23 protein-coding genes are annotated in these 23,737 nt (G+C 70.3%); 3 read left to right on the plus strand and 20 right to left on the minus strand.

The window, feature by feature from the left end:
- Positions 1 to 57 precede the first annotated feature (57 nt).
- From IEZ11_RS20090 to IEZ11_RS20120, 7 genes are all read right to left on the minus strand, one after another.
- A complete protein-coding gene (locus IEZ11_RS20090) occupies positions 58 to 867 on the minus strand; it encodes an ABC transporter ATP-binding protein (RefSeq protein ID WP_189264172.1) in 810 nt (269 codons plus the stop codon).
- Entirely contained in the window at positions 864 to 1,676 is an 813-nt protein-coding gene (locus IEZ11_RS20095) for an ABC transporter permease (RefSeq protein ID WP_189264173.1), read from the minus strand. Before IEZ11_RS20095 ends, IEZ11_RS20090 begins: the two co-directional genes overlap by 4 nt.
- Positions 1,673 to 2,440, minus strand: coding sequence for an ABC transporter permease (locus tag IEZ11_RS20100; RefSeq protein ID WP_189264174.1), 768 nt, complete (start codon positions 2,438 to 2,440; stop codon positions 1,673 to 1,675). The genes IEZ11_RS20095 and IEZ11_RS20100 overlap by 4 nt, the downstream gene beginning before the upstream one ends.
- Complete coding sequence (locus IEZ11_RS20105) at positions 2,437 to 3,444, minus strand: ABC transporter substrate-binding protein (protein ID WP_189264175.1); 1,008 nt, start codon at positions 3,442 to 3,444, stop codon at positions 2,437 to 2,439. The genes IEZ11_RS20100 and IEZ11_RS20105 overlap by 4 nt, the downstream gene beginning before the upstream one ends.
- A gap of 26 nt (positions 3,445 to 3,470) precedes the next feature.
- Positions 3,471 to 4,841, minus strand: coding sequence for an FAD-binding oxidoreductase (locus tag IEZ11_RS20110; RefSeq protein ID WP_189264176.1), 1,371 nt, complete (start codon positions 4,839 to 4,841; stop codon positions 3,471 to 3,473).
- Between the two features lie 104 nt (positions 4,842 to 4,945).
- Positions 4,946 to 5,962 carry an amidohydrolase family protein gene (locus IEZ11_RS20115; protein ID WP_189264177.1) on the minus strand — a complete coding sequence of 339 codons (1,017 nt, stop codon included), beginning with the start codon at positions 5,960 to 5,962 and terminating at the stop codon, positions 4,946 to 4,948.
- Positions 5,955 to 6,791 (minus strand): SDR family NAD(P)-dependent oxidoreductase, encoded by an 837-nt coding sequence (locus IEZ11_RS20120; protein ID WP_229713188.1) that lies wholly within the window; start codon positions 6,789 to 6,791, stop codon positions 5,955 to 5,957. Before IEZ11_RS20120 ends, IEZ11_RS20115 begins: the two co-directional genes overlap by 8 nt.
- 164 nt (positions 6,792 to 6,955) lie before the next feature.
- Here IEZ11_RS20120 and IEZ11_RS20125 point away from each other — a divergent pair, with 164 nt between their 5' ends.
- Complete coding sequence (locus tag IEZ11_RS20125) at positions 6,956 to 8,281, plus strand: hydroxymethylglutaryl-CoA lyase-like TIM-barrel protein (protein WP_189264178.1); 1,326 nt, start codon at positions 6,956 to 6,958, stop codon at positions 8,279 to 8,281.
- A gap of 71 nt (positions 8,282 to 8,352) precedes the next feature.
- Here IEZ11_RS20125 and IEZ11_RS20130 read toward each other — a convergent pair whose 3' ends face one another.
- The 4 genes from IEZ11_RS20130 to IEZ11_RS20145 form a co-directional block, all read right to left on the minus strand.
- On the minus strand, positions 8,353 to 9,183 hold the full coding sequence (locus tag IEZ11_RS20130) for an intradiol ring-cleavage dioxygenase (protein ID WP_189264179.1): 831 nt from the start codon (positions 9,181 to 9,183) through the stop codon (positions 8,353 to 8,355).
- A 147-nt stretch (positions 9,184 to 9,330) separates the two neighbouring features.
- Entirely contained in the window at positions 9,331 to 10,494 is a 1,164-nt protein-coding gene (locus tag IEZ11_RS20135; protein ID WP_189264180.1) for a cysteine desulfurase family protein, read from the minus strand.
- Positions 10,495 to 10,617: 123 nt separating this feature from the next.
- Positions 10,618 to 10,890, minus strand: a complete 273-nt coding sequence (locus IEZ11_RS20140; protein ID WP_189264254.1) for a DUF4190 domain-containing protein — start codon at positions 10,888 to 10,890, stop codon at positions 10,618 to 10,620.
- A 35-nt stretch (positions 10,891 to 10,925) separates the two neighbouring features.
- Positions 10,926 to 11,093: a hypothetical protein gene (locus IEZ11_RS20145; RefSeq protein ID WP_189264181.1), complete on the minus strand. Its 168-nt coding sequence runs from the start codon at positions 11,091 to 11,093 to the stop codon at positions 10,926 to 10,928.
- Positions 11,094 to 11,214: 121 nt separating this feature from the next.
- On the opposite strand from IEZ11_RS20145, the gene IEZ11_RS20150 reads away from it, so the two are divergent.
- On the plus strand, positions 11,215 to 11,844 hold the full coding sequence (locus tag IEZ11_RS20150) for a TetR family transcriptional regulator (protein WP_189264182.1): 630 nt from the start codon (positions 11,215 to 11,217) through the stop codon (positions 11,842 to 11,844).
- A 213-nt stretch (positions 11,845 to 12,057) separates the two neighbouring features.
- On the opposite strand, the gene IEZ11_RS20155 is transcribed toward IEZ11_RS20150, so the two are convergent.
- Complete coding sequence (locus tag IEZ11_RS20155; protein WP_229713191.1) at positions 12,058 to 12,444, minus strand: hypothetical protein; 387 nt, start codon at positions 12,442 to 12,444, stop codon at positions 12,058 to 12,060.
- Between the two features lie 228 nt (positions 12,445 to 12,672).
- A complete protein-coding gene (locus IEZ11_RS20160; protein WP_189264184.1) occupies positions 12,673 to 13,524 on the minus strand; it encodes a thioesterase family protein in 852 nt (283 codons plus the stop codon).
- Between the two features lie 176 nt (positions 13,525 to 13,700).
- Here IEZ11_RS20160 and IEZ11_RS20165 point away from each other — a divergent pair, with 176 nt between their 5' ends.
- Positions 13,701 to 14,930: an alpha/beta hydrolase gene (locus IEZ11_RS20165; protein ID WP_189264185.1), complete on the plus strand. Its 1,230-nt coding sequence runs from the start codon at positions 13,701 to 13,703 to the stop codon at positions 14,928 to 14,930.
- Here IEZ11_RS20165 and IEZ11_RS20170 read toward each other — a convergent pair.
- The 7 genes from IEZ11_RS20170 to IEZ11_RS20200 form a co-directional block, all read right to left on the minus strand.
- A complete protein-coding gene (locus IEZ11_RS20170; protein WP_189264186.1) occupies positions 14,839 to 15,498 on the minus strand; it encodes a trimeric intracellular cation channel family protein in 660 nt (219 codons plus the stop codon). The two genes, IEZ11_RS20165 and IEZ11_RS20170, sit on opposite strands and share 92 nt — an antisense overlap.
- Before the next feature lie 47 nt (positions 15,499 to 15,545).
- Entirely contained in the window at positions 15,546 to 16,937 is a 1,392-nt protein-coding gene (locus IEZ11_RS20175) for a M1 family metallopeptidase (RefSeq protein ID WP_189264187.1), read from the minus strand.
- 100 nt (positions 16,938 to 17,037) lie between these two features.
- Positions 17,038 to 18,306, minus strand: a complete 1,269-nt coding sequence (locus tag IEZ11_RS20180; RefSeq protein ID WP_189264188.1) for an ABC transporter ATP-binding protein — start codon at positions 18,304 to 18,306, stop codon at positions 17,038 to 17,040.
- Positions 18,303 to 19,394: an ABC transporter ATP-binding protein gene (locus IEZ11_RS20185; protein WP_189264189.1), complete on the minus strand. Its 1,092-nt coding sequence runs from the start codon at positions 19,392 to 19,394 to the stop codon at positions 18,303 to 18,305. Before IEZ11_RS20185 ends, IEZ11_RS20180 begins: the two co-directional genes overlap by 4 nt.
- Positions 19,391 to 20,398 carry an ABC transporter permease gene (locus tag IEZ11_RS20190; RefSeq protein ID WP_189264190.1) on the minus strand — a complete coding sequence of 336 codons (1,008 nt, stop codon included), beginning with the start codon at positions 20,396 to 20,398 and terminating at the stop codon, positions 19,391 to 19,393. Before IEZ11_RS20190 ends, IEZ11_RS20185 begins: the two co-directional genes overlap by 4 nt.
- A gap of 72 nt (positions 20,399 to 20,470) precedes the next feature.
- A complete protein-coding gene (locus tag IEZ11_RS20195) occupies positions 20,471 to 22,228 on the minus strand; it encodes an ABC transporter substrate-binding protein (protein ID WP_229713194.1) in 1,758 nt (585 codons plus the stop codon).
- A 58-nt stretch (positions 22,229 to 22,286) separates the two neighbouring features.
- Positions 22,287 to 23,285, minus strand: a complete 999-nt coding sequence (locus IEZ11_RS20200; RefSeq protein ID WP_189264192.1) for an ABC transporter permease — start codon at positions 23,283 to 23,285, stop codon at positions 22,287 to 22,289.
- Positions 23,286 to 23,737: the final 452 nt, after the last annotated feature.

Genomic DNA, 23,737 nt, shown 5'->3' on the forward strand with positions numbered 1-23,737 from the left:
GAGCCGGGCGTGGCGCCCGTGGGCGCACGCCCTCCCTGCTCGGTGGTGGGGGGTGGGTCAGTTGTGGGCGGGCTCGGCGTCCTGGTCGAGGCGCTCGCCGCGGATCCGGGCCAGCACTCTTGTCCGCAGTTCCGCGAAGCGCGGGTCGGCGCGGGTGGTGAGCTGGTCGCGGTCGGTGCCGAACGGCACGGTCAGGGTGTCGAGTACGGCCGTGGGGCGGCCGCCGAGGACGATCACGCGGTCGCCGAGGTAGACGGACTCGTCGATGTCGTGGGTGACCACGACGACGGTGATGCCGAGCCGGCGGCGCAGCTGGAGGGTCAGGTCCTCCAGGTCGAACCGAGACTGCGCGTCGACCGACCCGAACGGCTCGTCCATGAGCAGCACCGGTGCGTCGTAGGCGAGGCCGCGGGCGATGGCGACGCGCTGCTGCATGCCGCCGGAGAGCTGCCAGGGGTACTTGTCGCCGACGTCCGCGAGGCCGACGGCGTCCAGGCACTCCAGGGCGGTCGCCTTGCGGGCCGCCTTCCTCACGCCCCGCCCCTGGAGCGGGAAGGCCACGTTGTCCCACACCCGCATCCAGGGCAGCAGGGAGCCGCGGTAGTCCTGGGAGACCACGGCGATGTCGGCGTGCGGCCCGGTCAGGCGCTGGTCGCCGTAGCGGACGCTGCCGGAGGTGGGCGGGGTGAGTCCGGCGAGGCAGCGCAGCAGGGTGGTCTTGCCGGCGCCGGAGGGTCCGACGACGCACACGGACTCCCCCGGGTCCACCCGCAGGCTCAGCCCGGCGAGCACCCGGTGCTCCTGCGGGCCGCCCTGGCCGAACGTCATGCAGAGGTCCTCGACATGGAGGACGGATCCGCGGGTCATACGACCACTCCGTTGCTCTTCTTCTCTATGGTCAGGGCGGGCGAGGGCCGGCTCGCCCGGGGAGCGCGCTGGTGGTACCAGCCCAGCAGGGCGTGTTCGCAGAGCAGGAGCAGCACGCTCAGGCCGTAGCCGAGGACGCCGATGAGGAGGGTGCCGGCCCAGGTCTCGGCGACGTGGAAGCTGGATCCGCTCTGCAGGATGAAGTTGCCGAGCCCGATCGGCGAGCCGTAGATCTCGCTGACGACCATGAGGACGACGGCGACGGACAGGGCGACCCGGACGCCCGCGAAGACCTGTGGCAGGGCGCCGGGGAGGACGACCCGGCGGAGCTGGAGGTGCCAGGGGACCCGGTAGCCGCGGGACGTCTCGTGCACGGCGGGGTTGATCTGGCCCACCCCGGCGACGGTGTTGAGCAGGATCGGCCAGAGCGAGCCGAGGAAGATCAGGAAGACCTTGGGGCCGGAGCCTATGCCGAGGGTCAGGATGATGACCGGCACGAAGCCGACGGTCGGGGTGGCGCGGGCGAAGTCGAGGAGCGGGCCGAGCGCCAGGCGCAGGGTGCGGACCTCTCCGATCACCAGGCCCGCGGCGACGCCGACGACGGTGGCGAGGGCCAGGCCGAGGACGATGTTGCGCAGGCTGAACCAGAGGTCGTCGAGGAGGCCGCCGCCCGCGAGCTGGTCCCACAGGGTGTGCAGGACCGTGGTCAGGGGCGGGAAGTAGAAGCTGGTGCTGCCCGCGGTCGATACCAACAGGATCACGAACACCAGGACGGGGAGCCAGAGTTGGCGCAGGATACGACCGGTCACGCCGCCTCCCCCGCCCGGACCGGGGGCCGCCAGCGCAGCAGCCGGTGTTCGGCGTACTGGGCGAGCAGGGTGATCGAGTAGCCGATCGTGCCGGCCGTCAGGATGTAGGCGTACGCCCGGTCCGAGGCACCGGCCTGCTGCGACTCCATGATCATGTGGCCGATGCCGGGGAGCGTGGTGAGCACCTCGACGCCGATGGCGACCAGCACGGAGGTGGTCGCGGCCAGGCGCAGGCCGGTCATCACCGACGGCACGGCTCCGGGCAGGATCACCCGGCGGAAGCGCAGCAGGCGCGGGATGCGGTAGGTCCGTACGGTCTCGTGGACCGACGGGGTGACGCTGCGGGCGCCGTACTGGGACTGGAGCAGGACCGGGAAGACGCAGGCGACGAAGACGACCGTGGCCTTCATGCCCGGGGTCGAGCCGAGGACCAGCAGGAACACCGGGAGCAGGGCGATCACCGGGAAGGAGCGCAGGATCTCCACCAGCAGCCGGGAGGACTCCTCGGCCGCCGCGTACACCCCGGTGACCAGGCCGACCGGGATGCCGACGGCGACGGCCGCCAGGAGCCCGATGACCGCGCCGTCCAGGGTGTCGCCGACGGCCTGCCAGTAGGTCCCGCTGCCGAGCAGGTCGCCGAGCGCGCCGGCGACGGCGGCGGGGCCGGGCAGCGCGGTCGGACTCACCACGCCCACCGCCGCGACCAGCCCCCACAGCGCCAGCACACCGGCGACCGCGCCGAGTTGGAGGAGACGGACCTTCACGAGGTCACCACGGGTGCCTGGTCCCAGTACACGTCGGCGTCCTTGGGCTCCGTGTCGAGCAGCCCGAACTCGTGCATCTTGGTGATCACCGTGCGCATCATCGTCCTGTTGAGGTTCTTGTCGTAGTAGCTGATGTCGTGGGCGTCGATGAAGGAGGCGTCGACCTGGGTGTACTTCTTGTCGATCGCCTTGACGGCCGCGGGGTGCGCGTCGGCGTAGGTGATGGCCTTGGCGACGGCGTCGATGAACTTCTTGGCGGTGTCGCCGTTGGCCGACAGGTACTTCTGGCTGGCGAAGAGCAGGCCCTGGACCATGCCGGGCAGGTCGTTCATGCCGTTGCCGATGGAGCGCAGTCCGCTGTCCTTGGCGGCGAAGTAGAACGGGCCGAAGGAGAACACCGCGTCCGTCTTCCCTGACTTGGCGGCGTCGGTGAGCGAGGTCGTGGGCAGCGCCACGAACTTGATCTTCGAGGGGTCGCCGCCGGCCTGCTGGGTCAGGTACTCGCAGATGAACTGGATGGTGCCGCCGAGCGCGGAGATGCCGACGGTCCTGCCCTCCAGGTCCTTGAAGGACGTGATCTTGCTGTCCTTCTTCACCAGCAGGCCGTCGGTGGGGTCGGTCTTCGTCGTCGCGGACTGGAGGCCGGTGACGATCCGGATCCCCATGCCGGAGGCCGCGCCCTTGAGGAAGCCGGAGCTGTCGGTCATGGCGAACTGGGCCTCGCCGTTGAGGACGGAGGGCGCGTTCTGCGAGGTGTCCTGGGCGCCGGCCTTGATGGTGACGTCGAGGCCCGCGTCCTTGAAGTAGCCCTGCTGCTCGGCTATGTAGAGCGGCTCGAAGATGGCGCCGTTGGAGCGCAGCACGGTGATCTTCGCCTTGCCGTCGGCGGTCCGGGTGCCGGCGGCCGAGTCCCCGCCGCAGGCGGTGGCGGTCAGCGACAGGGTTGCGGCCAGGGCGGTGAGAAGGCCGAGGGTGCGGCGCCGCGGGATTCTCGAAGTGTGCATGGAACAGCTCTCCTTGAGTAGGGAAGTCAGCGGGTCCGCGCGGAGGCCGCGGCGGCGTAGGCGGTGGTGGACTCGGCCGGCGTCATGTAGGTGCGGAACCGGCCCTCGGGGTCGTACACGGCCCGGATCTCCTCCAGACGGGAGGCGTTGGCCGGGCTGAGCCCTTCGTCGAAGCGGTCCGCGACGTTGTTGTCGGAGAACTGGAGCCCCTTCGACAGGTGCTGGATCGCGGCGAGTTCCCCGTGTGCCCAGCGCTCGTGGCGGAGGTCCTCGGCGGGGTCCGTCCAGCCCGCGTTGGGCGAGAGGTAGAGCTTGGCCTGGCTGGACCAGCAGGCGTCGGGACGCTCCGGGAAGCCGCCCCAGAGCATCCACAGGACATGGCTGGTGGTGTCCGGGATCGAGTCGAACAGCGGCCGGGACGCGGCCAGCACCTTGTCGGCCGGCTCGTCGGTCCAGATCCCGTCGAGGGCCCAGCGCAGGCCGGCCGGCGTCATCCGGTCGGCGTGCCCGTAGAGCTCGGCCATGCTCGTCCCGGCCCCGGCGACCACGCACAGCGCCTCGTCCCGGAAGGGCGCGGTCTCCAGCAGCGCGAGCGGGTCGGAGTCGTCGTCCTGTGCGAAGGCGGTCGCGGTGACCGACACGGTCGGCCGGCCGAGGCCCTCCACGAAGCCGACCTTGGCCGAGAACTCGACCTCCTCCGGCAGGAGTTCGAGCGTGTCGTGGGTCCAGGCCAGCACCTCGTCGCGGAGGTCGAGAGGGTAGCTGTGCAGGGTGCGCAGCAGCCGCCGCGGGGCCGGGTGCAGGGCGAGGTGGAAGCGGGTGACGACTCCGGGGAAGCCGGGGCCGCTGCCGCGCGCCGCCCACAGCAGGGCGGGGTGGTTCGCGTCGGTGGCGTGGACCGGGGTGCCGTCGGCGAGGACGACGTCCACGGCCCGGATGCTCAGACAGGCGGGGCCGAGGTGACGGGAGTCCCAGCCGTAGCCGCCGCCGAGCAGGAAGCCGCCGAGGCCGACCGTGGGGGCGTGGCCGGTGGGGAAGAACAGGCCGTGCGGGGCGGCGGCTTCGAGCAGGGCGGGTCCGGTGGCGGCGGGCTGGACGGTCGCCGTCCGGGTGGCCGGGTCGACGGTCACCTCCGTCAGCCGGGAGAGGTCGAGCAGCATGCCGCCGTCGCGGACGCCGTTGCCGACCCAGCTGTGCCCGCCGGAGCGGATGCCGATCGGCCATGCCTTGGCACGGGCCAGCCGGACGGCCGCGACGACGTCCGGTTCGTTACGGGCGAGCACGATGACGTCGGGGTGCCGGTCGGGTTTGCGTTCGTTCCAGACGGCGTCGAGACGGGCCCGTTCGTAGGCCGCGTCGCCGCGCCGGATGAGCGTGCCCTGGGGCAGCTGGTGCATGGCCGTCTCCTCACGCGTTTCATCCGGGACCATACTGTCGACACTTTCGGCCTTCAAGACATCTGCAGTCGAAATATCTGGCATCTCTGGCGACACTAGGCGCCTCACTGGGGAGGCCGGAAAGACGGGTTGTCGGTTGGGTGCGGCTCCGCGGGGGCTGGTCGCGCAGGTCCCCGCGCCCCTTCGGGGCGCGTCATCGGCTCGAAGTCGAAGAGTTCGGCCGGGTTGTTCACCAGGAGTCGTTGCAGGTGGGCCGGGTCGGGGGCGATGTGGTCGAGGAGGTCGACCAGGAGGCCGTCGTCCGGGGCCTCGCCGGTGATGTTGACGTGGGGATAGTCGGTCCCCCACACCACCCGCTCGGGCGCGTACGCGACCAGCGACGCGGCGAGGCCGACGGCGTCGGTGTACGGCGGCCCCTGGAGGGAGACCCGGTCGACCCCGCTCACCTTGACCCACACATCCCCCGTGTCGAGCAGCGCGCGCAGGGTGCGGGTGGCCGGGCTGTCCCGGCCCGCGCCCAGGTCGACCCGGCCCATGTGGTCGATCACCACCCGGCCGGGCAGCGCGCGCACGAGGTCCGCCAGGCCCGGCAGGTCCTCGCCCCGCACATGGAGCTGGGCGGCCCAGCCGAGGCCGTCCACGCGTTCCAGCACGGCGTCGATCTCCGCACCGGTGGGCCGGCTGCGCAGATGGGGCAGGAAGTTGAGCCGGAAGGCCCGCACCCCCGCCCGGTGCAGTTCCTCGGCCTCGGCCCGGCCGGTCGTCTCGCCGATCAGGGCCACCCCCCGCAGCCGCCCCGAGCCGGCCGCGAGGGCGTCGAGCAGCACCCGGTGGTCGTGACCGTGGCAGGACGACTGCACGACCACCGCCCGGGTCAGCCCCAGGCGGGCGTGCAGGGCGCCGAGTTGCTCCTTGGGCGCGTCCAGCGGGGTGAAGGTGCGCTCCGGTGCGTACGGGAAGACGTCGGCGGGCCCGAAGACATGACAGTGGGCGTCGCAACTGCCCGGCGGCAGGCGGAGCTTCGGCACCCGGGGCGCCGGGTGCGGGGGCGGGCAGCCCCGCGAGGGAGCGGTGCCGGGCGACGGGTTGCGGGGCGGGGCGGTGGCGGTGGGCTCAGTCACAGCGGGCCGTCATTCCGCCGTCGACGACGATCTCGGTGCCGGTGACGAACCGCGCCTCGTCACAGGCCAGGAACAGCGCCGCGTACGCCGTGTCCCGCCCGTCCCCCATGAAGCCGAGCGGGATCCGGGCCTGGCGCTGGGCCAGCAGCTTCGCCACGTCGCCGCCCGCGCGCTGCCCGGCCAGCCGGGCCTCGACCATCGGGGTGTGCAGCTGCCCCGGTACGACGGTGTTGACCCGGATGCCGTCCGGCGCGTACTGAACGGCCGTCACCCTGGACAGCTGGATGACCGCCGCCTTGGCCGCCGCGTACCCGGCCTGTGCGGCCCCGGTCCAGCGCAGCCCGGAGCAGGAGGAGGTGTTGACGATCGCCCCTCCCCCGCCGGCCCGCATGACCGGGATGACGTGCTTGCAGGCGAGGAAGGCGCTGGTGAGGTTGGTCCGCAACTGGCTCTCCCAGTCGTCGAGACCCAGCTCGACGGCACCGCCCGGCCGGGAGCCGCCCACGTTGTTGACGAGGATGTCGATGCGGCCGGTCCGGGCGGCCGTCTCGGTGAAGTAGGCCTGGACGGCGTCGGGTTCGGTGACGTCCAGGAGGTCGGTGCGGACCGTGCCGCCCTCGGCGCGGACCTGGTCCGCGGTGTTCTCCAGCGCGTCCTTGTCCCGGTCGGTCAGCAGGACGGTGGCGCCCTCGCGGGCGAAGAGCACGGCGGCGGCACGGCCGTTGCCCCAGCCGGGGCCGACACTTCCGGCGCCGCCGATGACGGCGACCTTGCCGGCGAGCCGCCCTGACCGGGCACCGCGCGGGTGGTCGGGCATGTCCTGAAGCACAGGGGCCTCCCTTCGTGGGGGTTCGGAGCCTGCCGACAGTCATAGCCAAGTGTCGACACAAAGTAAACATGACGCCGTCGATACGCTGATCCTGAGCATCTTCTTGCCAAGTGTGTCGACAGAGGGCTTGTATGGGGTGTACGCGAGGAACCTGGAGGACCCCTGTGCGGAAACCCCCCGTCTTCACCCCGGAGGAGCTCGCCCGCTTCCGCGCCGAGCTCGCCGCCCGGCGGGCGCCCGGCGCCCACGAACCCGGCCGCTGGTCGGTCAGCCCGCTCAACCGCCGTACCGACGTGGTGGGTTCACTGCCCGGGACGGTCCGGCTGCGGGACGCGACCCTGCGATCCCTGGAGACCCTGCCGGGCGTCACGGCCCCGGTCGCGGCGAAGCAGGCGTTTCTGCGGCGGGTGGTGGCGACCGGGGTGCCGGAGGTCGTCACCGCCGGGCCCGGCGGACGCGCCGAGGACGTGCTGAAGGCGGAGGTGGACCTGGTCAAGGACGAGAACCCGAGGTGCCGGGTGATCTGCCCGCTGATGCGCTCGACGGACGACATCGACCGGGCCGCGCGGGCCGGTTACGACGCCGTGCAGGTGTGGGTGCAGGGCTTCGGCGAGACGGCGCTGCTCTACCGGCCCGACGTGTACGCGGCCGCCTGGCGGGGCGAGGAGTGGCGCACCGAGGACACCCCGCGCGACCGGACCGCCGTACTGGACCGGGCCGCCCGGCTCATCGGGTACGCCCGCTCGCTCGGCCTGGACGTGATCGCCCCGATGCTGATGGTGTCGTACCTGACGGAGGAGGACCACGCCACCACCGTCGCCGCGCTCACCGCGGCGGGCGCCGGCGAGCTGACGCTCTTCGACGGGCCGGGCGCGCTGAGTCCCGAGGCGTACGGCCATCTCGTGCGCCGGACCCTGGAGTTGGCGCCGGACGTGGCGGTGGGTCTGCATCCGCACAACACCTTCGGACTGGCCGTCGGCTGTGCGGTGGCCGCGGTCCGCGCCGGTGCCGGCGCCGTCGAGCTGTCGGTCAACGGCTACTGCGGCGGCCCCGGCAACGCCGATCTCGCCGCCACCGCGCTGGCCTTCGAGGCCGTCTACGGCGTCCGCACCGGCGTCCGCACCGAGAACCTCACCGAACTCTCGCGGCTCGGCGCCGAGTTGACGGGCTACCGGACCGCCTGGAACCACCCGGTCACCGGCCCGGACGCCTTCTGCTGGGGCGGCCTGGACTTCATCACCCAGGAGACGGCCGTCGACCCGCTGCTCCACAACTGCGTGGAGCCGTCCCTGGTCGGCAACGAGCGCCGGATCCCCGTCACCCCGGACAGCGGCCCCTACACCCTGGCCGACCGGACGGCAGCCCTGGGCATCGAGCTGCCGCCCGCCGGCCTGGACCGACTGCTGTCACAGGTACGGCAGTTGATGTCCCGGGAGCAGCGCCTCGCCACCGACGAGGATCTCCGGGCCCTGGCCCGCGCACTGGGCTGAGCGGCCGGCCCGGTGGCCGTGACGGGTCGGCCACCGGGCCTGCGGTGTCAGGTGCTCCGGGCCCGTCGGCCTCAGGAGGAGCTGACACCCACGGTGAGCGTCGCCGCGTACCCGTCGGAGACGCTGTCACCCAGTGCGGTCAGGGTCAGCAGGCCGGAGGAGGCACCGCCGTCGTCGTAGATCGTGTCGTCGGCGAGCGCGGTCTCCTTCGTGGTGTTGTCGGAGTACGGCGAGGTCGCCTGGACCTCGGTGTTGATGTCCGCGTCGAAGAACAGCTGACCGGTGTGGATGATCGAGCCGCCGGTGTACGAGTCATCGGTCAGCGTCACGTCGGTGTGCACCCGCATATGGACGTGCACGGCGCGGGAGACGTAGTGGCCCGGCCAGATCGAGATGAGGCTCACCTGGCCGTTGGAGTCGGTCATCTGACCGCCGCGCAGGAAGGTGCCGTCGTCGGTCTCGGTGTGGCCGTTCTTGCCGACGAAGCCGGAGTACTCACCGAGCGCGTCGCAGTGCCAGATCTCGACCAGCGCGTCGGCCAGCGGCGCACAGTCGTTGGCCTCGTCGACGACGGTGAAGGTGTACTGGACCTCGACGCCGTCCCTGTCCTCGCGGACGTCCTCGCGCACGAGCGCGCCGGTGAGCGAGTAGGGGCCCTCGGTGACCTCGGCGGTGAGGGAGCAGACGCCGGTCGAGGCCGCCGCGGCGGCAGAGGCACCGGTCGTGGTCTCGGCGTTGGCCGTGGCGGCGGAGGCGAAGCCCGCGGCCGTCAGTCCGCCGACCGCGGCGACGGCGGCGCCGCCGATCAGCACGCGCCGCCGGTTCACCGTGTTGTCGACGGAGTCGACGTCGTGGGAGGCGGGTTCGGGAGTCTGCCCGGAGGCAGAAGTGTTGTCTGTCATGTCAGCAGAAGCTAGACACCGACCTGAGGTGACCCATGGCCGCGCACTGTGAGGTCTCTGGAGGCAAACCGCCCAACTCCCCTTCTTCGGAGCCGAGTCGGTATGAATTCCGCGTGTCGCGGGGGCGCCCCGGAACGGCCGGCCGGATCAGCTGAGCCCGGCGGCCCGCGCCCGCTCCACCACCGGACCGATCGCCTTGGCGACCGCCTCGACGTCGGCCTGGGTGGAGGTGTGGCCGAGCGAGAAGCGCAGGGTGCCGCGGGCCAGGTCGGGATCGGTGCCGGTGGCCAGCAGGACATGGCTCGGCTGGGCCACCCCGGCCGTGCAGGCCGAGCCCGTCGAGCACTCGATGCCCTGGGCGTCGAGCAGCAGGAGCAGCGAGTCGCCCTCGCAGCCGGGGAAGGTGAAGTGCGCGTTGGCCGGGAGGCGTTCCACCGGGTCGCCGCCGAGGATCGCGTCCGGCACGGCCGTACGGACGGCGGCGATCAGCGCGTCGCGCAGGGCGCCGACCTCCCGGGCGAACCACTCGCGGCGCTCGGCGGCGAGGCGGGCGGCGACGGCGAAGGAGGCGATCGCCGGGACGTCGAGGGTGCCTGAGCGGACGTGCCGTTCCTGGCCGCCGCCGTGCAGGACCGGTACGGGGGTGTACTCCCGGCCGAGGAGCAGGGCGCCGATGCCGTACGGGCCGCCGACCTTGTGGCCGGAGACGGTCATCGCGGCGAGGCCGGAGGCGCCGAAGTCCACCGGGACCTGACCGAAGGCCTGGACCGCGTCGGCGTGCAGCGGGATGCCGAACTCGTTCGCCACGGCGGCGAGTTCACGGACCGGCAGGACCGTGCCGATCTCGTTGTTGGCCCACATGACGGTGGCCACGGCCACGTCGTCGGGGTTGCGTTCGATCGCCTGGCGCAGCGTCTCGGGGTGGACCCGGCCGTAGGTGTCGACGGGGAGGTACTCCACCGTCGCGCCCTCGTGTTCGCCGAGCCAGTCGACGGCGTCCAGGACCGCGTGGTGTTCGACCGGGCTGGCGAGCACCCGGGTGCGGGCCGGGTCGGCGTCGCGGCGGGACCAGTAGAGGCCCTTGACCGCGAGGTTGTCGGCCTCGGTGCCGCCGGAGGTGAGCACGACCTCGCTGGGACGGGCGCCGAGCGCTTCCGCGAGGGTCTCCCTCGACTCCTCGACCGTGCGGCGGGCCTTGCGGCCGGAGGCGTGCAGGGAGGACGCGTTGCCGGTGACGCTCAGGGCGGCGGTGAGGGCTTCTGCCGCTTCGGGGAGCATCGGGGTCGTGGCTGCGTGGTCGAGGTAGGCCATGGTGAGTCGATTCTACGGGGGGGCGGGGTGAGGGTCGCCCGGCGCCGTAGGGGTCGATCGCCGTTTGCGGGTGCCGGTGCGTCGTGGCCGGTCGCGCAGTTCCCCGCGCCCCTGAGGGGCGCTCTACAGGCTCCAGGAGATGGTGTTCGAGAGCTCCATCGCGATGGCCAGGACCGCGAGGTCGGCGATGCCCAGGGCCAGACCCAGGTACGCGCGGCCCTTGCGCACCGTGCCGCGCCACAGGGAGACCAGGGACAGGATGATCGCGATCGGGCCCAGGAACAGGTTGAGGACCAGGAGGCCGAGCAGGCCCAGGATGAAGGACGCGACGGCCATGCCGTCGGCGTCGCGGGTGCGGGTCTGCGGGCGGGGGGTGACGGGGGCGGTGAGTTGCATCATGCTCGGCTCCTCAAGTGAGCGGGGACGGGTGGTCAGTTGGCCGAGGTGTGGCGACGGCGGGCGAGACGCTCGCGGAGTGCGAAGCCGGCCAGCCAGACGACGATCACGGTGGCCAGTCCCGCGGTGACGTCGAGCGGTGCGTGGGCCACGGTGCCCAGCACCACGCCGAGCAGCATGAGTGCGGCGACGAGGAACAGCATGGGTTTCGATCCCCCTCCGTTAAGTTTGGGTGAACGGTTGTAGTAACACTTGTTCACTGACTTTGAGTCTAGCAACCCGCACGGCTTTTCAATTCCGGAGAACAGTTGTTAACTGGATGACATGAGTCACACCCTCGGCATCCGACAGGCCCAGAAGCAGAAGACCCGCCAGGCCTTCCTGGACGCGGCGCTCGCCCTGCTGGAGGAGCAGAGCCTGAGCAGCCTGGGACTGCGCGAGGTCACCCGGGCCGTGGGCGTCGCCCCGACCGCCTTCTACCGGCACTTCCGCTCCACCGCCGATCTCGGCGTCGCCCTCGTCGACGAGGCGCTCGGCAGCCTGCACCCGATGGTCCGCACGACGGTGGCCACGGCCGGCGCCGAGCGCATCACCCGGGCGGTACGGCTGATCTCGGACCATGTGGCCGCGCACCCCGCGCACGTCCGGTTCATCGCCCGGGAGCGGCACGGCGGGGTGCAGCCGGTGCGGGAGGCGATCCGGGACCAACTCGCGCGGTTCGCCGAGGAGGTCGGGGCCGAGCTGGCCAAGGACCCGGAGGCCGAGGGGTGGAGCGAGGACGACCTGCTGATGCTCGCCCACCTCTACGTGGACCAGATGCTCATCACCGCGTCCCTGTTTCTGGAGACCCTGGAGTCCCCGGAGCCCTCGGAGGCGGAGCGGGAGCGCGTCGCCCGGATCGCGGCCCGGCAGATGCGGCTGATCAGCCTCGGCCGGCAGCACTGGCTGGACTGAGCGGATCAGCCCGCTCCGGTACGACAGTGCCCCGAAGGGGCGCTGGGGGTACCCCAGGCCGAAGGCTGCGGGAGGAACTGCGCGACCAGCCACGACGGCGCGGCAGACGGCACCATCGCGGCACTTGCGGCCGAGCGCTCAGCCGGCAGGCAACACACAGGGGCGGCGCGTCCGTTCGCCGGACGCGCCGCCCCTGTCGCACGAACCTCGCGGTCAGCTCTTCGTCGCCTGTGCGGTCGGCGCGCCGCTGGGCGCCGTGCCGCCGCCGGGGCCGCCCTGACCGCCACCGCAGCCGCCCATGCCGCCGCCGGGGCCGCCCTGGCCGCCACCGCCCGGACCGCCGCTCGGCATGCCCGAGGCGTTGCCGGTCGGAGCACCCGTCGGGGCGCCGCTGGGAGCGCCGCTCGGGGCGCCCGAGGCCTTGCCGGTCGGGGCACCGCTCGGCCGGCCCGAGGCGTTGCCGGTCGGCTGCTGACAGCTCTGCTGGCCGGAGTTGCCGCTGCCGGACGACGACGAGTCGCCCGAACCGCCGCACGCGGTCAGCAGCAGCGGGGACAGCGCGAGCAGAGCCACGGCGGGGACGAGACGTACACGCTTCATGAGAGACAACTCCATTGAGGATGAGGGAGTCCTGAGGAGTGGCACTCAATCAACGGCGCTTAAGTCATTCTTGGGCCCCCACTGTTCGCTGCCTGTCAAAGAGGTAAAGCGCTTCCCAAGAGACAGCGCTGACCTGGCAGTTCACTCCGAGGCGGCGCCTACTCGCTGGTACACGCCCGTGACAGAACGGGGTTCCCGCGGCCCGGACGGCGACCCGCCGGGCCGGGTTCAGCCGAGGCGGACCCGGGCCAGCTGGCGGGACTGGGCCACCAGCCGGTCCGCGCTGTCCCAGACCTCGGCGTCCTCCTCCAGGAAACCGCCGGCCAGGTTGCGGGTGGTGACGGAGACCCGCAGCGGGCCCGGGGCGGGGCGGTGGCGGACATGGACGGTCAGTTCGACCGTGGGGACCCAGCCCTTGAGGCCGATCTCGAACGCGGTGGGCGGCAGCGCGTCGACCGCCAGCAGGAGGGAGAGCGGGTCGGCGTCACGGCCGTCCGCCAGGCCGAACCAGGAGCGCATCTCACCCTTGCCGGAGGGGGCGCCGAGGGCCCAGCCCAGGGTGGCGGGGTCCAGCTTGAGCATCAGGCGCTCGGTGATGGCGGAGCTGCCGTCGACCGGGGCGGGCCCGTCTTCGGGGCCGAAGCAGTGCTCCATGGGCGGGAACGCGGGCGGGGTCGCCGTCGTACGGACGTCGCCGGGGAGGGCCGCGAGGTCGCCGTAGGAGGCGAGGACACGGATGCGCTCGACCTCGTTGCCCTCCTCGTCGTACTGGAGGAGCGAGGCCTGGCCGGTGGAGAGGGTGCGGCCGGTGCGGACGGTGTCCGTACGGATCACGGCCGGGCCCGGCCGGGACGCGGTCAGGTAGTGGGCGGAGACGGTGAACGGGTCCGGGTGCGGCAGCGTGTCCGCGAGCGCCCGGCCGAGCACGGCGAGGAGGTAGCCGCCGTTCACGGCGCTGATGATGGTCCACCCCGCCGAGAGGTCGATGTCGTAGACGCCGGGAGCGCGCCGGGTGACCGCGGTGTCGCGGTCGAACTCGCTGTCCCCGATCACGGCCCGCGTGGATGCTGCTTCTGGCATGCCTGAACAGTACAAGAGGTAATTACTAAGCGGTAGCTTTTGTGATCCACGCACCAGCGGCCAGGTCAGCCTCCCGCCGGTAAAAGATCCCTCCGCCGAGTGAGGTTCCGGCAATTTCTAGGTAAGTGTCCGGACACGTCCGTAACCCGGGGCGCTCGATTCCCCTCTATGGGGACATGAGCCTCACCGGGACTCCGTTCCTCTACACGACCATCGTCCTGTCCGTGGTCGCCCTCATACTGCCGCTCGTCCTGTGGTCGAGGATGCGGGGGCCCAGGCCCGTGCGGGCCGCGGCCCGGGTCCTGATGCTGCTGTTCGCACAGGCCACCGCCGTGACGCTGATCTTCGTGGTGGTCAACAACCAGAACAACCTGTACGACAACTGGGCCGACCTCCTCGGTACCGGCGACCACGTCCAGCAGGCCGCCAACCTCGGCCAGGACGGCACCGGCGGAATAGCGCTGAAACGGTTGCCCAAGGTGAGGCAGATCTTCACGGCGGCCGACGGACCGGGCATGCGCGCGGCCGGCGGCGTCGAGGTCACCCAGCTCAAGGGCCGGGTCTCGGGCGTCAACGCCGAGGTCTACGTCTGGCTGCCGCCCCAGTACCACGAGGCGAAGTACCGCAACCACCGCTTCCCGGTCGTGGAACTGCTGCCCGGCTACCCCGGCTCGGCGAAGGCCTGGTTCGGTTCGCTCAAGGTGACCGACCAGCTGGAGCCGCTGATGAGGAGCGGCAGGGTCGCGCCCTTCATCCTGGTCGCGCCGCGCACCAACCTGCTGGCCGGCGTGGACACCGGCTGTGCCAACATCCCGGGCACGGTCAACGCGGACAGCTGGCTCAGCATCGACGTGCCGAAGATGGTGACCGACAACTTCCGCGCCGCGGCCGCCCCCGCGAACTGGGCGGTGGCCGGCTACTCGGCGGGCGCGCACTGCGCGGTCAAGCTGGCCGTCGCCCACCCGGACCGCTACCGGGCCGCGGTGAGCCTGTCCGGCTACAACGACCCGATCGGCGAACGCAACTCGCTCGCCGCGCAGAGCGTGGCCCTGCGCGAACAGAACAACCCCTACCTGCTGCTGCGCAAGGCGGCCGGCCCGCCCCGGATCGCCCTCTACATGTCCGGCGAGTCCGGTGACGGCTACCAGGCCGGCGTGGCGCTGGAGCAGATCGCCAAGGCGCCGACCACGGTGCACGTGGTCTTCCTGCCGCGCAGTGCGGGCGGCCACAACATGGCGCTGTGGCGGCCCCAGGTGCCGGCCGTCTTCGAGTGGCTCACGGTCAACATGGGCCAGAGCCACGTCAGGGCGGGGACTACTCCTCTCGAACCGTCGAGCGCCGGTTCCACGCACGCGGCGCTCGCCAGTGGTACCGCATCGCCAGCAGGCGCAGTACGAAAGCGGTGACGACCGCGAGCCCGCTGGTGAACGGGTTCAGCGCGTCGTAGCGGATGCACAGCACCACCGTCGTCGCCCCGACGATCGCCGGGACCGCGTACAGGTCGCGGTCCCAGCGCAGCAGCGAGGGGACCTCGTTGGCGAGCACGTCCCGGAGCACCCCGCCGCCGACCGCGGTGGCCAGGCCGAGCGCGGCGGAGGCGGTGAGGTTGAGACCGTAGGAGTACGCCTTCGTCGTACCGCTGACGGCGAACAGGCCAAGGCCCGCCGCGTCGAAGACCAGGACCGCCGACTGGATGCGCTCGACGTGCGGGTGCAGGAAGAACACCACGAGCGCGGCGATCAGCGGGGTGATGAAGTACCCGAGGTCCGTGAAGGCGGCCGGAGGCACCGCGCCGATGATCACGTCCCGGAAGATCCCGCCGCCCAGTGCGGTGACCTCGGCCATCACACCGATGCCGAAGACGTCGAAGTTCTTGCGGACGGCCAGCAGCGCGCCGGAGATCGCGAACACGAAGATGCCGATGACATCGAGCGTGTGCTGGATGGAGGGAGAGAAGAGTTGCTGGAGCTGCACCCTGACATTGTGTCCTGTCAGGGTGCATGGACCTTACAAACACAGGCCTACAGGGCAGGTTTCCCTGTGGTGAACAGCCAGGTCCGGAAAAGGTCGTCCAGCTGCTGCCCGCTGACCTTCTCGGCGAGGCGGATGAAGTCGGCGGTGTCGGCGTTGCCGTAGCGGTGCAGCCTCGTCCAGGCCGGGAGCAGCTCGAAGAACGCGGTGTCGCCGATGCGCTCGCGCAGCATCTGGAGCGTCATCGCGCCGCGCTGGTAGACGGCCGAGGCGAACATGGTGTCGCGCTGCGGGTCGGCGACGGTGACCTGCCAGAAGGGGTTGTCGGCGGCGCGGGCGTTGTAGGCGGTGAGGAAGGAGTCATGGGCGGACTTGGTGCCCTGGTGCTCCGCCCACAGCCACTGGGCGTAGGTGGCGAAGCCCTCGTTGAGCCAGATGTCCTTCCACTGCGCCACGCTCACCGAGTCGCCGAACCACTGGTGGGCCAGCTCGTGCACGATCGTGGTCTCGTTGCGCACCGCCGAGTAGGCCGGCTTGCTCTGCACCTCCAGCGAGAACCCCGCCTCCGGCATGTCGTCGACGATGGCCCCGGTCTCCTCGAAGGGGTACGGCCCGAAGACCTGCGACCAGTAGTCGGTGGCGGCGGCGGTGACGGCGTACACGTCGACGCTGTTGCTGTTCGCGAGGACCGGGTCGATGGCGACGTAGATCGGGGTGCCGGCCGGGGTCCGCCCGGTCCGCACGTCGAACTTCCCTATGGTGGCGGTGGCGAGGTAGGTCGCCATCGGCCTGGACTCGCGCCAGTGCGTGTACGTCGAGCCGCCCTTGTCGTGCGTCGAGACCAGCCGGCCGTTGGAGACCGCGGTCAGGCCCTCGGGCGCCTTGATCCGGATGTCGTAGGTGGCCTTGTCGGAGGGGTGGTCGCTGGACGGGAACCAGGTCGAGGCCGCGTTGGGCTCGCAGGCGACGAAGACGCCGTCGGGGGTCTTCATCCAGCCGTAGTCCGAGCCGAAGACGATGGGGCCGTTGAGGGGCGCGGGTATTCCGCCGTAGGTGACGGAGACGGTGAAGTCGCGGCCCTTGCGGAGCGCGTCGCGCGGGGTGACGGTGATCTCGTCGCCGGTGCGGGTGAACCCGGCGCGTCTGCCGTTCACCTCGACCTGGGTGACCTCCAGCTTCTGGAGGTCGAGGTCGAAGGCGGAGAGGTTCTGGGTGGCGCGGGCGGTGAGGGTGGTACGGCCGTCCAGACGGCCGGTGTCCGGGGCGTAGGCCACGTCGAGGTCGTAGTGGCGGGCGTCGAAGCCGCCGTTGCCGAGCTGCGGGAAGTACGGGTCGCCGATGCCGTCGGCGCCCGGGGTGGGGGCGGGCGCGGCCGCGATGACGAAGGAGGCGGCTGCCGCGGTCGCGACAGCCGCCAGACGTGCCGAACGGGAGAGGCGCATGGGTCGTCCCTTTCGAGCGTGCCGGTCAGTGGACGGACACGGCCGACTCTGCGCTCTCCCGTTAAGGCATGTACATGACTTTACCCAGTTGTGTCATGGGCTACTTGCCGGTTGGCTCCTGTGATTCCTGTGCCGCCACTGTGGAGTCCTCCGACGCCTCGGGCGCCTCGGCGGCTTCGGCGGGAGTCTCCGCTTCGGACTCCGCCGCAGGCTCCGCCGGGGTCTTCGCGTCCTCTTCCAGGACCGCCTCGCCCACCAGCTCCGAGGCCTCCTTCGCCGCGGTCAGCAGGACCGTGTCCTGCGGGGCCTGGTCGGCGAAGTTCTCCGGGTGGTGGCAGGCGACCCGCTGGCCCGGACGGAGTTCGAGGAGCACCGGCTCGGTGGTCCGGCAGATCTCCGTCGCCTTCCAGCACCGGGTGTGGAAGCGGCAGCCGGACGGCGGGGCGATCGGCGACGGCACGTCACCGCGGAGCAGGATGCGCTCGCTCTTCTGCCCCCGGCGCTTCGGGTCCGGCACCGGCACCGCGGACATCAGCGCCTTGGTGTACGGGTGCATCGGCGACTCGTACAGCTTGGTGCTGTCGGCGAGTTCGACGATCTTGCCGAGGTACATCACGGCGACCCGGTCCGAGACATGCCGGACGACGGAGAGGTCATGGGCGATGATCACATAGGTCAGGCCCAGCTCCTCCTGGAGGTCGTCCATGAGGTTGACGACCTGGGCCTGGATCGACACGTCCAGCGCGGAGACCGGCTCGTCGGCCACCACCAGCTTCGGCTTCAGGGCCAGCGCGCGGGCGATGCCGATGCGCTGGCGCTGACCGCCGGAGAACTCGTGCGGGTAGCGGTTGTAGTGCTCGGGGCTGAGACCGACCAGCTCCAGGAGACGCTGGACCTCCTTCTTGACCCCGCCCTCCGGCTCCACGCCCTGCAGCCGGAACGGCGCCGAGACGATCGAGCCGATGGTGTGCCGCGGGTTCAGGGAGCCGTACGGGTCCTGGAAGATCATCTGGATGTCGCGGCGCAGCGGGCGCATCTTCGCCGTGGACAGGTGCGTGATGTCCTGGCCCTCGAAGGTGACCTTGCCGCCGGTCGGGTCCTGGAGGCGGGTGATGACCCGGCCCATGGTCGACTTGCCGCAGCCCGACTCGCCGACCACGCCCAGGGTCTCGCCCTTGCGCACCTCGAAGTCGATGCCGTCGACGGCCTTCACCGCGCCGACCTGCCGCTGCAGGATGCCCTTCTTGATCGGGAAGTGCTTCTCCAGGCCCTCGACCTTCAGCAGCACTTCACGTTCTTCGGAGGCCTTCTCGGGGGCCGACGCCTGCTGCGGGATGACGGCGTCATCGGTTTTGTTCGTGTCGCTCACAGCTTCGGCGCAATCTCTTCGGTCCAGATCCGCGTCCGGTCCTCGGGCGAGAGGTGGCAGGCGGACCAGTGGCCGCCGTCGACCTGCTGCAGCTCGGGGCGGACCGTGCGGGTGACGTTCCCCTTGGGAAGGTCCGCGTACGGGCAGCGCGGGTGGAAGGCGCAGCCCGAGGGGACGTTGATGAGGCTCGGCGGCTGGCCCTTGACCGGGATGAGCCGGTCGGAGGTCTCGCGGTCGATGCGCGGCATCGAGCCCAGCAGGCCCCAGGTGTAGGGGTGCTGCGGCTTCTCGAAGATCTCGTCGACCGGGCCGCGCTCCACGCACCGGCCGCCGTACATCACCAGCACGTCGTCGGCGATCTCGGCCACCACACCCAGGTCGTGGGTGATGAGGACGACCGCGGAGCCGAACTCCTTCTGGAGGTCGCGGATCAGGTCGAGGATCTGCGCCTGGACGGTGACGTCGAGGGCGGTGGTCGGCTCGTCCGCGATGAGCAGTTCGGGGTTGTTGACCAGGGCCATGGCGATCATGGCGCGCTGGCGCATACCGCCGGAGAACTCGTGCGGGTAGCCGTCGACACGCTTGGCGGGCTCGGGGATGCCGACCCGGTCGAGCATCTCGATGGCGCGGGTGCGGGCGACCTTCTTGCTGACGTTGTGGTGGACCCGGTACGCCTCGACGATCTGGTCGCCGATCTTGTAGTACGGGTGCATCGCGGACAGCGGGTCCTGGAAGATCATCGCCATCTCGCGGCCGCGCAGCCGGCGCACCTCGTCCGGGGAGGCGCCGACCAGTTCCTTGCCCCCCAGCCAGATCTCGCCGGACATCCGCACGTTCTTGCCGCGGGCGCCGAGCCGGTGCAGGCCCATGATGGCGAGCGAGGTGACGGACTTGCCGGAGCCCGACTCGCCCACGATGGAGAGGGTCTTGCCCTTCTCCAGGGAGAAGCTGAGGCCGTCGACCGACTTGACGATGCCGTCGTCGGTCGGAAAGTGCACCTTGAGGTCGCGGACTTCGAGGAAGGCGTCGGACGGGTTGGACGGCGTGGGCTCACCCACGGCGGCACCGGTCTTGGAGAGTTCGGTCACGAGAGCCTCACCCGCGGGTCGGCGGCCGCGTACAGCAGGTCCACCAGAAGATTTGCGATCACGACGAAGAAGGCGGCAAGCAGGGTCACGCCGAGGATCGGGGGCAGGTCGTTGTCGTCGATGGCCTGCACCGCGTACTGGCCGATGCCGTGCAGCGAGAACACGGTCTCGGTGATCACCGCGCCGCCGAGCAGCAGACCGAGGTCCATGCCGAAGACGGTGATGATCGGGGTGAGCGCGGCGCGCAGTCCGTGCCGGACGACGACCTTGCGCTCGCGCAGGCCCTTGGCGCGGGCCGTGCGGATGTAGTCCTCGTTCATCGTCTCCAGCATGCCCGAACGGGTGAGGCGGGCGTAGATGGCGGAGTAGAGGAGCGCGAGCGAACACCATGCCGGGATGAGGGTGTTGGCCCACTGCGCCGGGTTCTCGGTGAGCGGGACGTACGTGCGGCCGAAGATCGGCCACTGGTAGGTGAAGAGCAGGATCGCCAGGTTGCCCGTGAAGAACATGGGCAGCGAGACACCGGCGAGCGCCACGCCCATGAAGGCGCGGTCGAAGAAGGAGCGGGGCTTCAGTGCGGAGATCACACCGATCACCACACCGGAGATCAGCCAGAGCACGGCCGCGCCGGCGGCCAGCGACAGGGTCACCGGCATCCGGGAGGTGAGCTGCGGCCAGACGGCCTGGTGGGTCTTGAAGGAGTAGCCGAAGCACGGTGCGTCGCAGTGCACCGTGGTGGGGCCCAGGTCATAGGTGGCGCCGGAAACGATCCCCTTGATGAAGTGCCAGTACTGGACATAGACAGCCTGGTCCAGACCGAGGTTGTGCTTGACCGCGGCGATGTCCGCCTTCGACGGGCTCTTGCCGATGTACTGCTGTGCCAACTGGTCGGCGGTCTGCCCGGCCAGCCGTGGCAGCACGAAGAAGATGGCGAAGGTGACCGCGGAGACGACCAGCAGCAGGATCACTGCCGCGAACGTCCGGCGGAGGATGTACGAAATCACGGGGATCGGCGCTGGTGCCCGCGGGCCTCACGGCCCGCGGGCACCAATGCCTTCACCTGCCTTCCGGGGCTGCTACTTCGACGCGACGCCGATGTTGAGGTAGTCGTACTGGCCGCTGAAGGCCGCCGTGGAGACCAGGTTGGTGAAGGTGGTCGGGCGGGCCAGCAGGACCTTGAAGTAGGTCAACGGCACGAGGGCGGCGTCGTCCATGGTCTGCTTGTCGATCTGGGTGTAGATGCTGTTGCGCTCGGCGTCGTCCTGCGTACCGATCGCCTTGGCCAGCAGGGTGTTCACCGTCTTGTTGTCGTACTGCGACAGGTTGGTGTTACCCGACTGGCTGATCGCCTGGCCGTTCAGGATCTGCTGCAGGAAGCCGTAGCCGGACGGCCAGTCGGCACCCCACTGCATCATCATCAGGCCGACGTTCTGCTTGTTGTCGAACTTCGGCACACCGGCGTAGTCGGTGAAGTACTTGCCCGACGGGTACTGCTTGAGGGTGGCGTTGATACCGACGGCCTTGAGGGAGTTGATGATCGCCGTGGCGGCGTCGATCTCCTGCGGGCGGTCCGAACGGGCCGTGATGTTGGTGTTGATCGAGGTCTTGCCACAGGCCTTCAGCTGCGCCTTGGCCTTGGCGACGTCACCCTTGTTGCCCGTGGTGGCGTAGACGTCCGACTTCGAGTAGCCCGGGATGTCGGGCGGCAGCACCGTGGTGGCGACGTCGCCGCGGATCGGGCCGCCCTCGGCGGTCTGCACCGAGACCTTGTCGATCGCGTACTCGACGGCCTTGCGGCAGGCGACGTTGTCGAACGGCTTCAGCTTGGTGTTGATCGCCATGTAGACCAGACGGCCACCGTAGGTGTTGTCCGTGTTGGCCTTCTTGCTGGCGTCGGTAAGCACCTGGGCCTGCGTGGCGGCCTGGACACCCGTACCGCCGAGGTCGATCGCGTCGCCGGCCTGGACGTCCTTGTCGATCGTCTCGGCGTTGACCTTCAGGTTGACGACGATCTTGTCCGGCAGCTGCTTGCGCAGCGGGTCGGTCTTCGGGTCCCAGTTCTTGTTGCGGACCAGCACGGCCTGCTTGCCGTCCTGGTAGCTCTGGAACTGGTACGAGCCCGAGGACACGATGTTCTTGACGTAGTCGACGCCGTTGTCCTTGGCCTGCGGGACCGGGGCCGTCTGCGGGGCCGAGACCAGGTAGTCGAACTCCTGGAAGGCCTGCTTCAGGTGGAAGACGATCGTGGTGTCGTCCGGGGTCTCGATGGACGAGAGGCCCTTGGCGCTCTTGTCCTTGTAGGGACCCTTGTACTTGTCGCCGCCGACCAGGAACTGCTGGAAGTAGTTCGGGCCGAGGGAGAGCACGTCACGCGCGAAGTTGGACCGCTCGACGGCGTACTTGACGTCCTTGGACGTGATCGCCGTGCCGTCCTGGTACTTCAGGCCCGAACGCAGCTTGTACGTCCAGGTCTTGCCGCCGTCGCTCGGGACACCCTTGCTCGCGGCGAGGTCCGGGACCAGGGTGTTGCCCTTGGAGCCGGGGCCGGGCTCGAACGTCATCAGCGGGCGGGCGTACAGCCGGCTGAAGTTGTACATGTACGCGTAGTACGTGTTGCCGGGGTCGAACGAGTCCGGGACGTCGGACAGCTCGTAGGTGACCGTCCCGCCCTTCTTGTCGGACGCGTTGACGACACCCTTGGTGGCGGCGTTGGCCGCGGCGGAGCTGCCGCCGCCGTCGTTGCCGTCCTTGTTGTCATCGGCCTTGCTGCACCCTGAAACCAGCAGGGTGGCGGAGCCGATGGCCGCGATCGCGGCCAGCGCTGACCTTCGCATGATGGGCGGGATCCCCTCCATTGTCGGAAACTTTTCGGGCTCTCGGTGACGACAGGCGTCAGCGGCTGCGCGGGTCGAGAGCATCGCGGAGACCGTCACCGAGCAGGTTGAACGCCAGCACGGTCACGAAGATGGCAAGGCCGGGCACGATCATGTACTCGGGATCGACCTGGTAGTACGTCACCGCTTCGCGGAGCATGCCGCCCCAGGACGCCTGCGGGGGCTGGATGCCGACACCGAGGAAGCTGAGGGACGCCTCGAAGAGGATGTTGGTCGGGATCAGCAGCGTCGAGTAGACGATGATCGGACCGACCAGGTTGGGCATCAGCTCGCGGAACAGGATGTACGGACCCTTGGCGCCCAGGCCGCGGGAGGCGTCGACGAACTCGCGCTCCCTGAGGGCGAGGGTCTGGCCGCGCACGATCCGGCCCAGGTAGGGCCAGTTGAAGAAGCCGATGACGAAGATGAGCACGCTCAGGTGCAGCGGCAGTCCGTTCAGGCCGAACGCGCCGCCCTGGAGGGTGGCGGAGATGGCGATGGCGAACAGCAGGAGAGGGAAGGCGAGGAAGGTGTCCATCAGCCGGCTGATGACCGAGTCCACGCGGCCGCCGTAGTAACCGGCGACCACGCCCATGATCGCGCCGATCACGTTGGACAGGATGGTCGAGCCGAAGGCCACCACCAGCGACACCCACGAACCCTCGAGGATGCGGGTGGCGATGTCACGGCCGAACTTGGGGTCCACGCCCAGGGGGTGGCTCAGGCTCATGCCACCCCAGCCGCCGTTCGGCAGCGAGGTGTTGGCGTCGATCAGATCCTGGTGGAAGGCGTTGGGGTCGAGACCGAACAGGGCCTGGATGGGCCGGGCGAGGACCGCGACGAGGATCAGCAGGACGACGATGACGGCACCCGCGACGGCGACCCTGTCCTTCTTGAACCGGGACCAGGCGATCTGCCCGAGGGAACGGCCCTCGATCTGCCCCTTACCGGCACCCTGAAGCACAGCTTCCGGCTGCGCCTCGGCTGCCGCTCCGGTGGTCTCGATCGGTGCGGTCACAGTGACCTGACCCCTCTCACCGGTGGTGACCGGCCTTTGTCCGCCGCGGTGGGCGGCTTGGTTCGCTTGCAAGTGCGCGGTGGCCGCCGATGGTTACGGCTCGGCTGTCCACGAGACCCTTCGGCCGGTACTCCGTACCGGCTCGCCAGATCGTCGACTTCGCGTCTGAGAGGCGAGTCTTCAATGCCCCGGTGATCACGCGCCAGGCCTGATGGAGAAAGTATGCGCAACCGTGATGACGAATGGGGTTTCCGTTATCCGGACTGCTGACCACAGAGGCCGGACGGAACCGATCCTGCCAAAAGGGTTGACATCCACCCACCCGACCGTGTCTACGCGCGGAGATCACACTCTCACAGTCAGCGGGGCATCACCCATCGTCGAGCCGTCACGGGCGGAGGCGGGTGCGGAACGCGAACGGTCCGGCACACATGCAAGTGACAGACAACACA

It is taken from the genome of Streptomyces fuscichromogenes (assembly GCF_014645815.1).
GTDB classification, from domain to species: Bacteria; Actinomycetota; Actinomycetes; order Streptomycetales; family Streptomycetaceae; genus Streptomyces; species Streptomyces fuscichromogenes.

Bases quoted from the DNA above. Each gene is read 5' to 3' on its own strand.
- IEZ11_RS20090 (WP_189264172.1), bottom strand. From the start codon at position 867: ATGACCCGCGGATCCGTCCTCCATGTCGAGGACCTCTGCATGACGTTC.
- IEZ11_RS20105 (WP_189264175.1), bottom strand. From the start codon at position 3,444: ATGCACACTTCGAGAATCCCGCGGCGCCGCACCCTCGGCCTTCTCACC.
- IEZ11_RS20110 (WP_189264176.1), bottom strand. From the start codon at position 4,841: ATGCACCAGCTGCCCCAGGGCACGCTCATCCGGCGCGGCGACGCGGCC.
- IEZ11_RS20130 (WP_189264179.1), bottom strand. From the start codon at position 9,183: ATGACAGACAACACTTCTGCCTCCGGGCAGACTCCCGAACCCGCCTCC.
- IEZ11_RS20135 (WP_189264180.1), bottom strand. From the start codon at position 10,494: ATGGCCTACCTCGACCACGCAGCCACGACCCCGATGCTCCCCGAAGCG.
- IEZ11_RS20140 (WP_189264254.1), bottom strand. From the start codon at position 10,890: ATGCAACTCACCGCCCCCGTCACCCCCCGCCCGCAGACCCGCACCCGC.
- IEZ11_RS20145 (WP_189264181.1), bottom strand. From the start codon at position 11,093: ATGCTGTTCCTCGTCGCCGCACTCATGCTGCTCGGCGTGGTGCTGGGC.
- IEZ11_RS20150 (WP_189264182.1), top strand. From the start codon at position 11,215: ATGAGTCACACCCTCGGCATCCGACAGGCCCAGAAGCAGAAGACCCGC.
- IEZ11_RS20155 (WP_229713191.1), bottom strand. From the start codon at position 12,444: ATGAAGCGTGTACGTCTCGTCCCCGCCGTGGCTCTGCTCGCGCTGTCC.
- IEZ11_RS20160 (WP_189264184.1), bottom strand. From the start codon at position 13,524: ATGCCAGAAGCAGCATCCACGCGGGCCGTGATCGGGGACAGCGAGTTC.
- IEZ11_RS20165 (WP_189264185.1), top strand. From the start codon at position 13,701: ATGAGCCTCACCGGGACTCCGTTCCTCTACACGACCATCGTCCTGTCC.
- IEZ11_RS20175 (WP_189264187.1), bottom strand. From the start codon at position 16,937: ATGCGCCTCTCCCGTTCGGCACGTCTGGCGGCTGTCGCGACCGCGGCA.
- IEZ11_RS20195 (WP_229713194.1), bottom strand. From the start codon at position 22,228: ATGCGAAGGTCAGCGCTGGCCGCGATCGCGGCCATCGGCTCCGCCACC.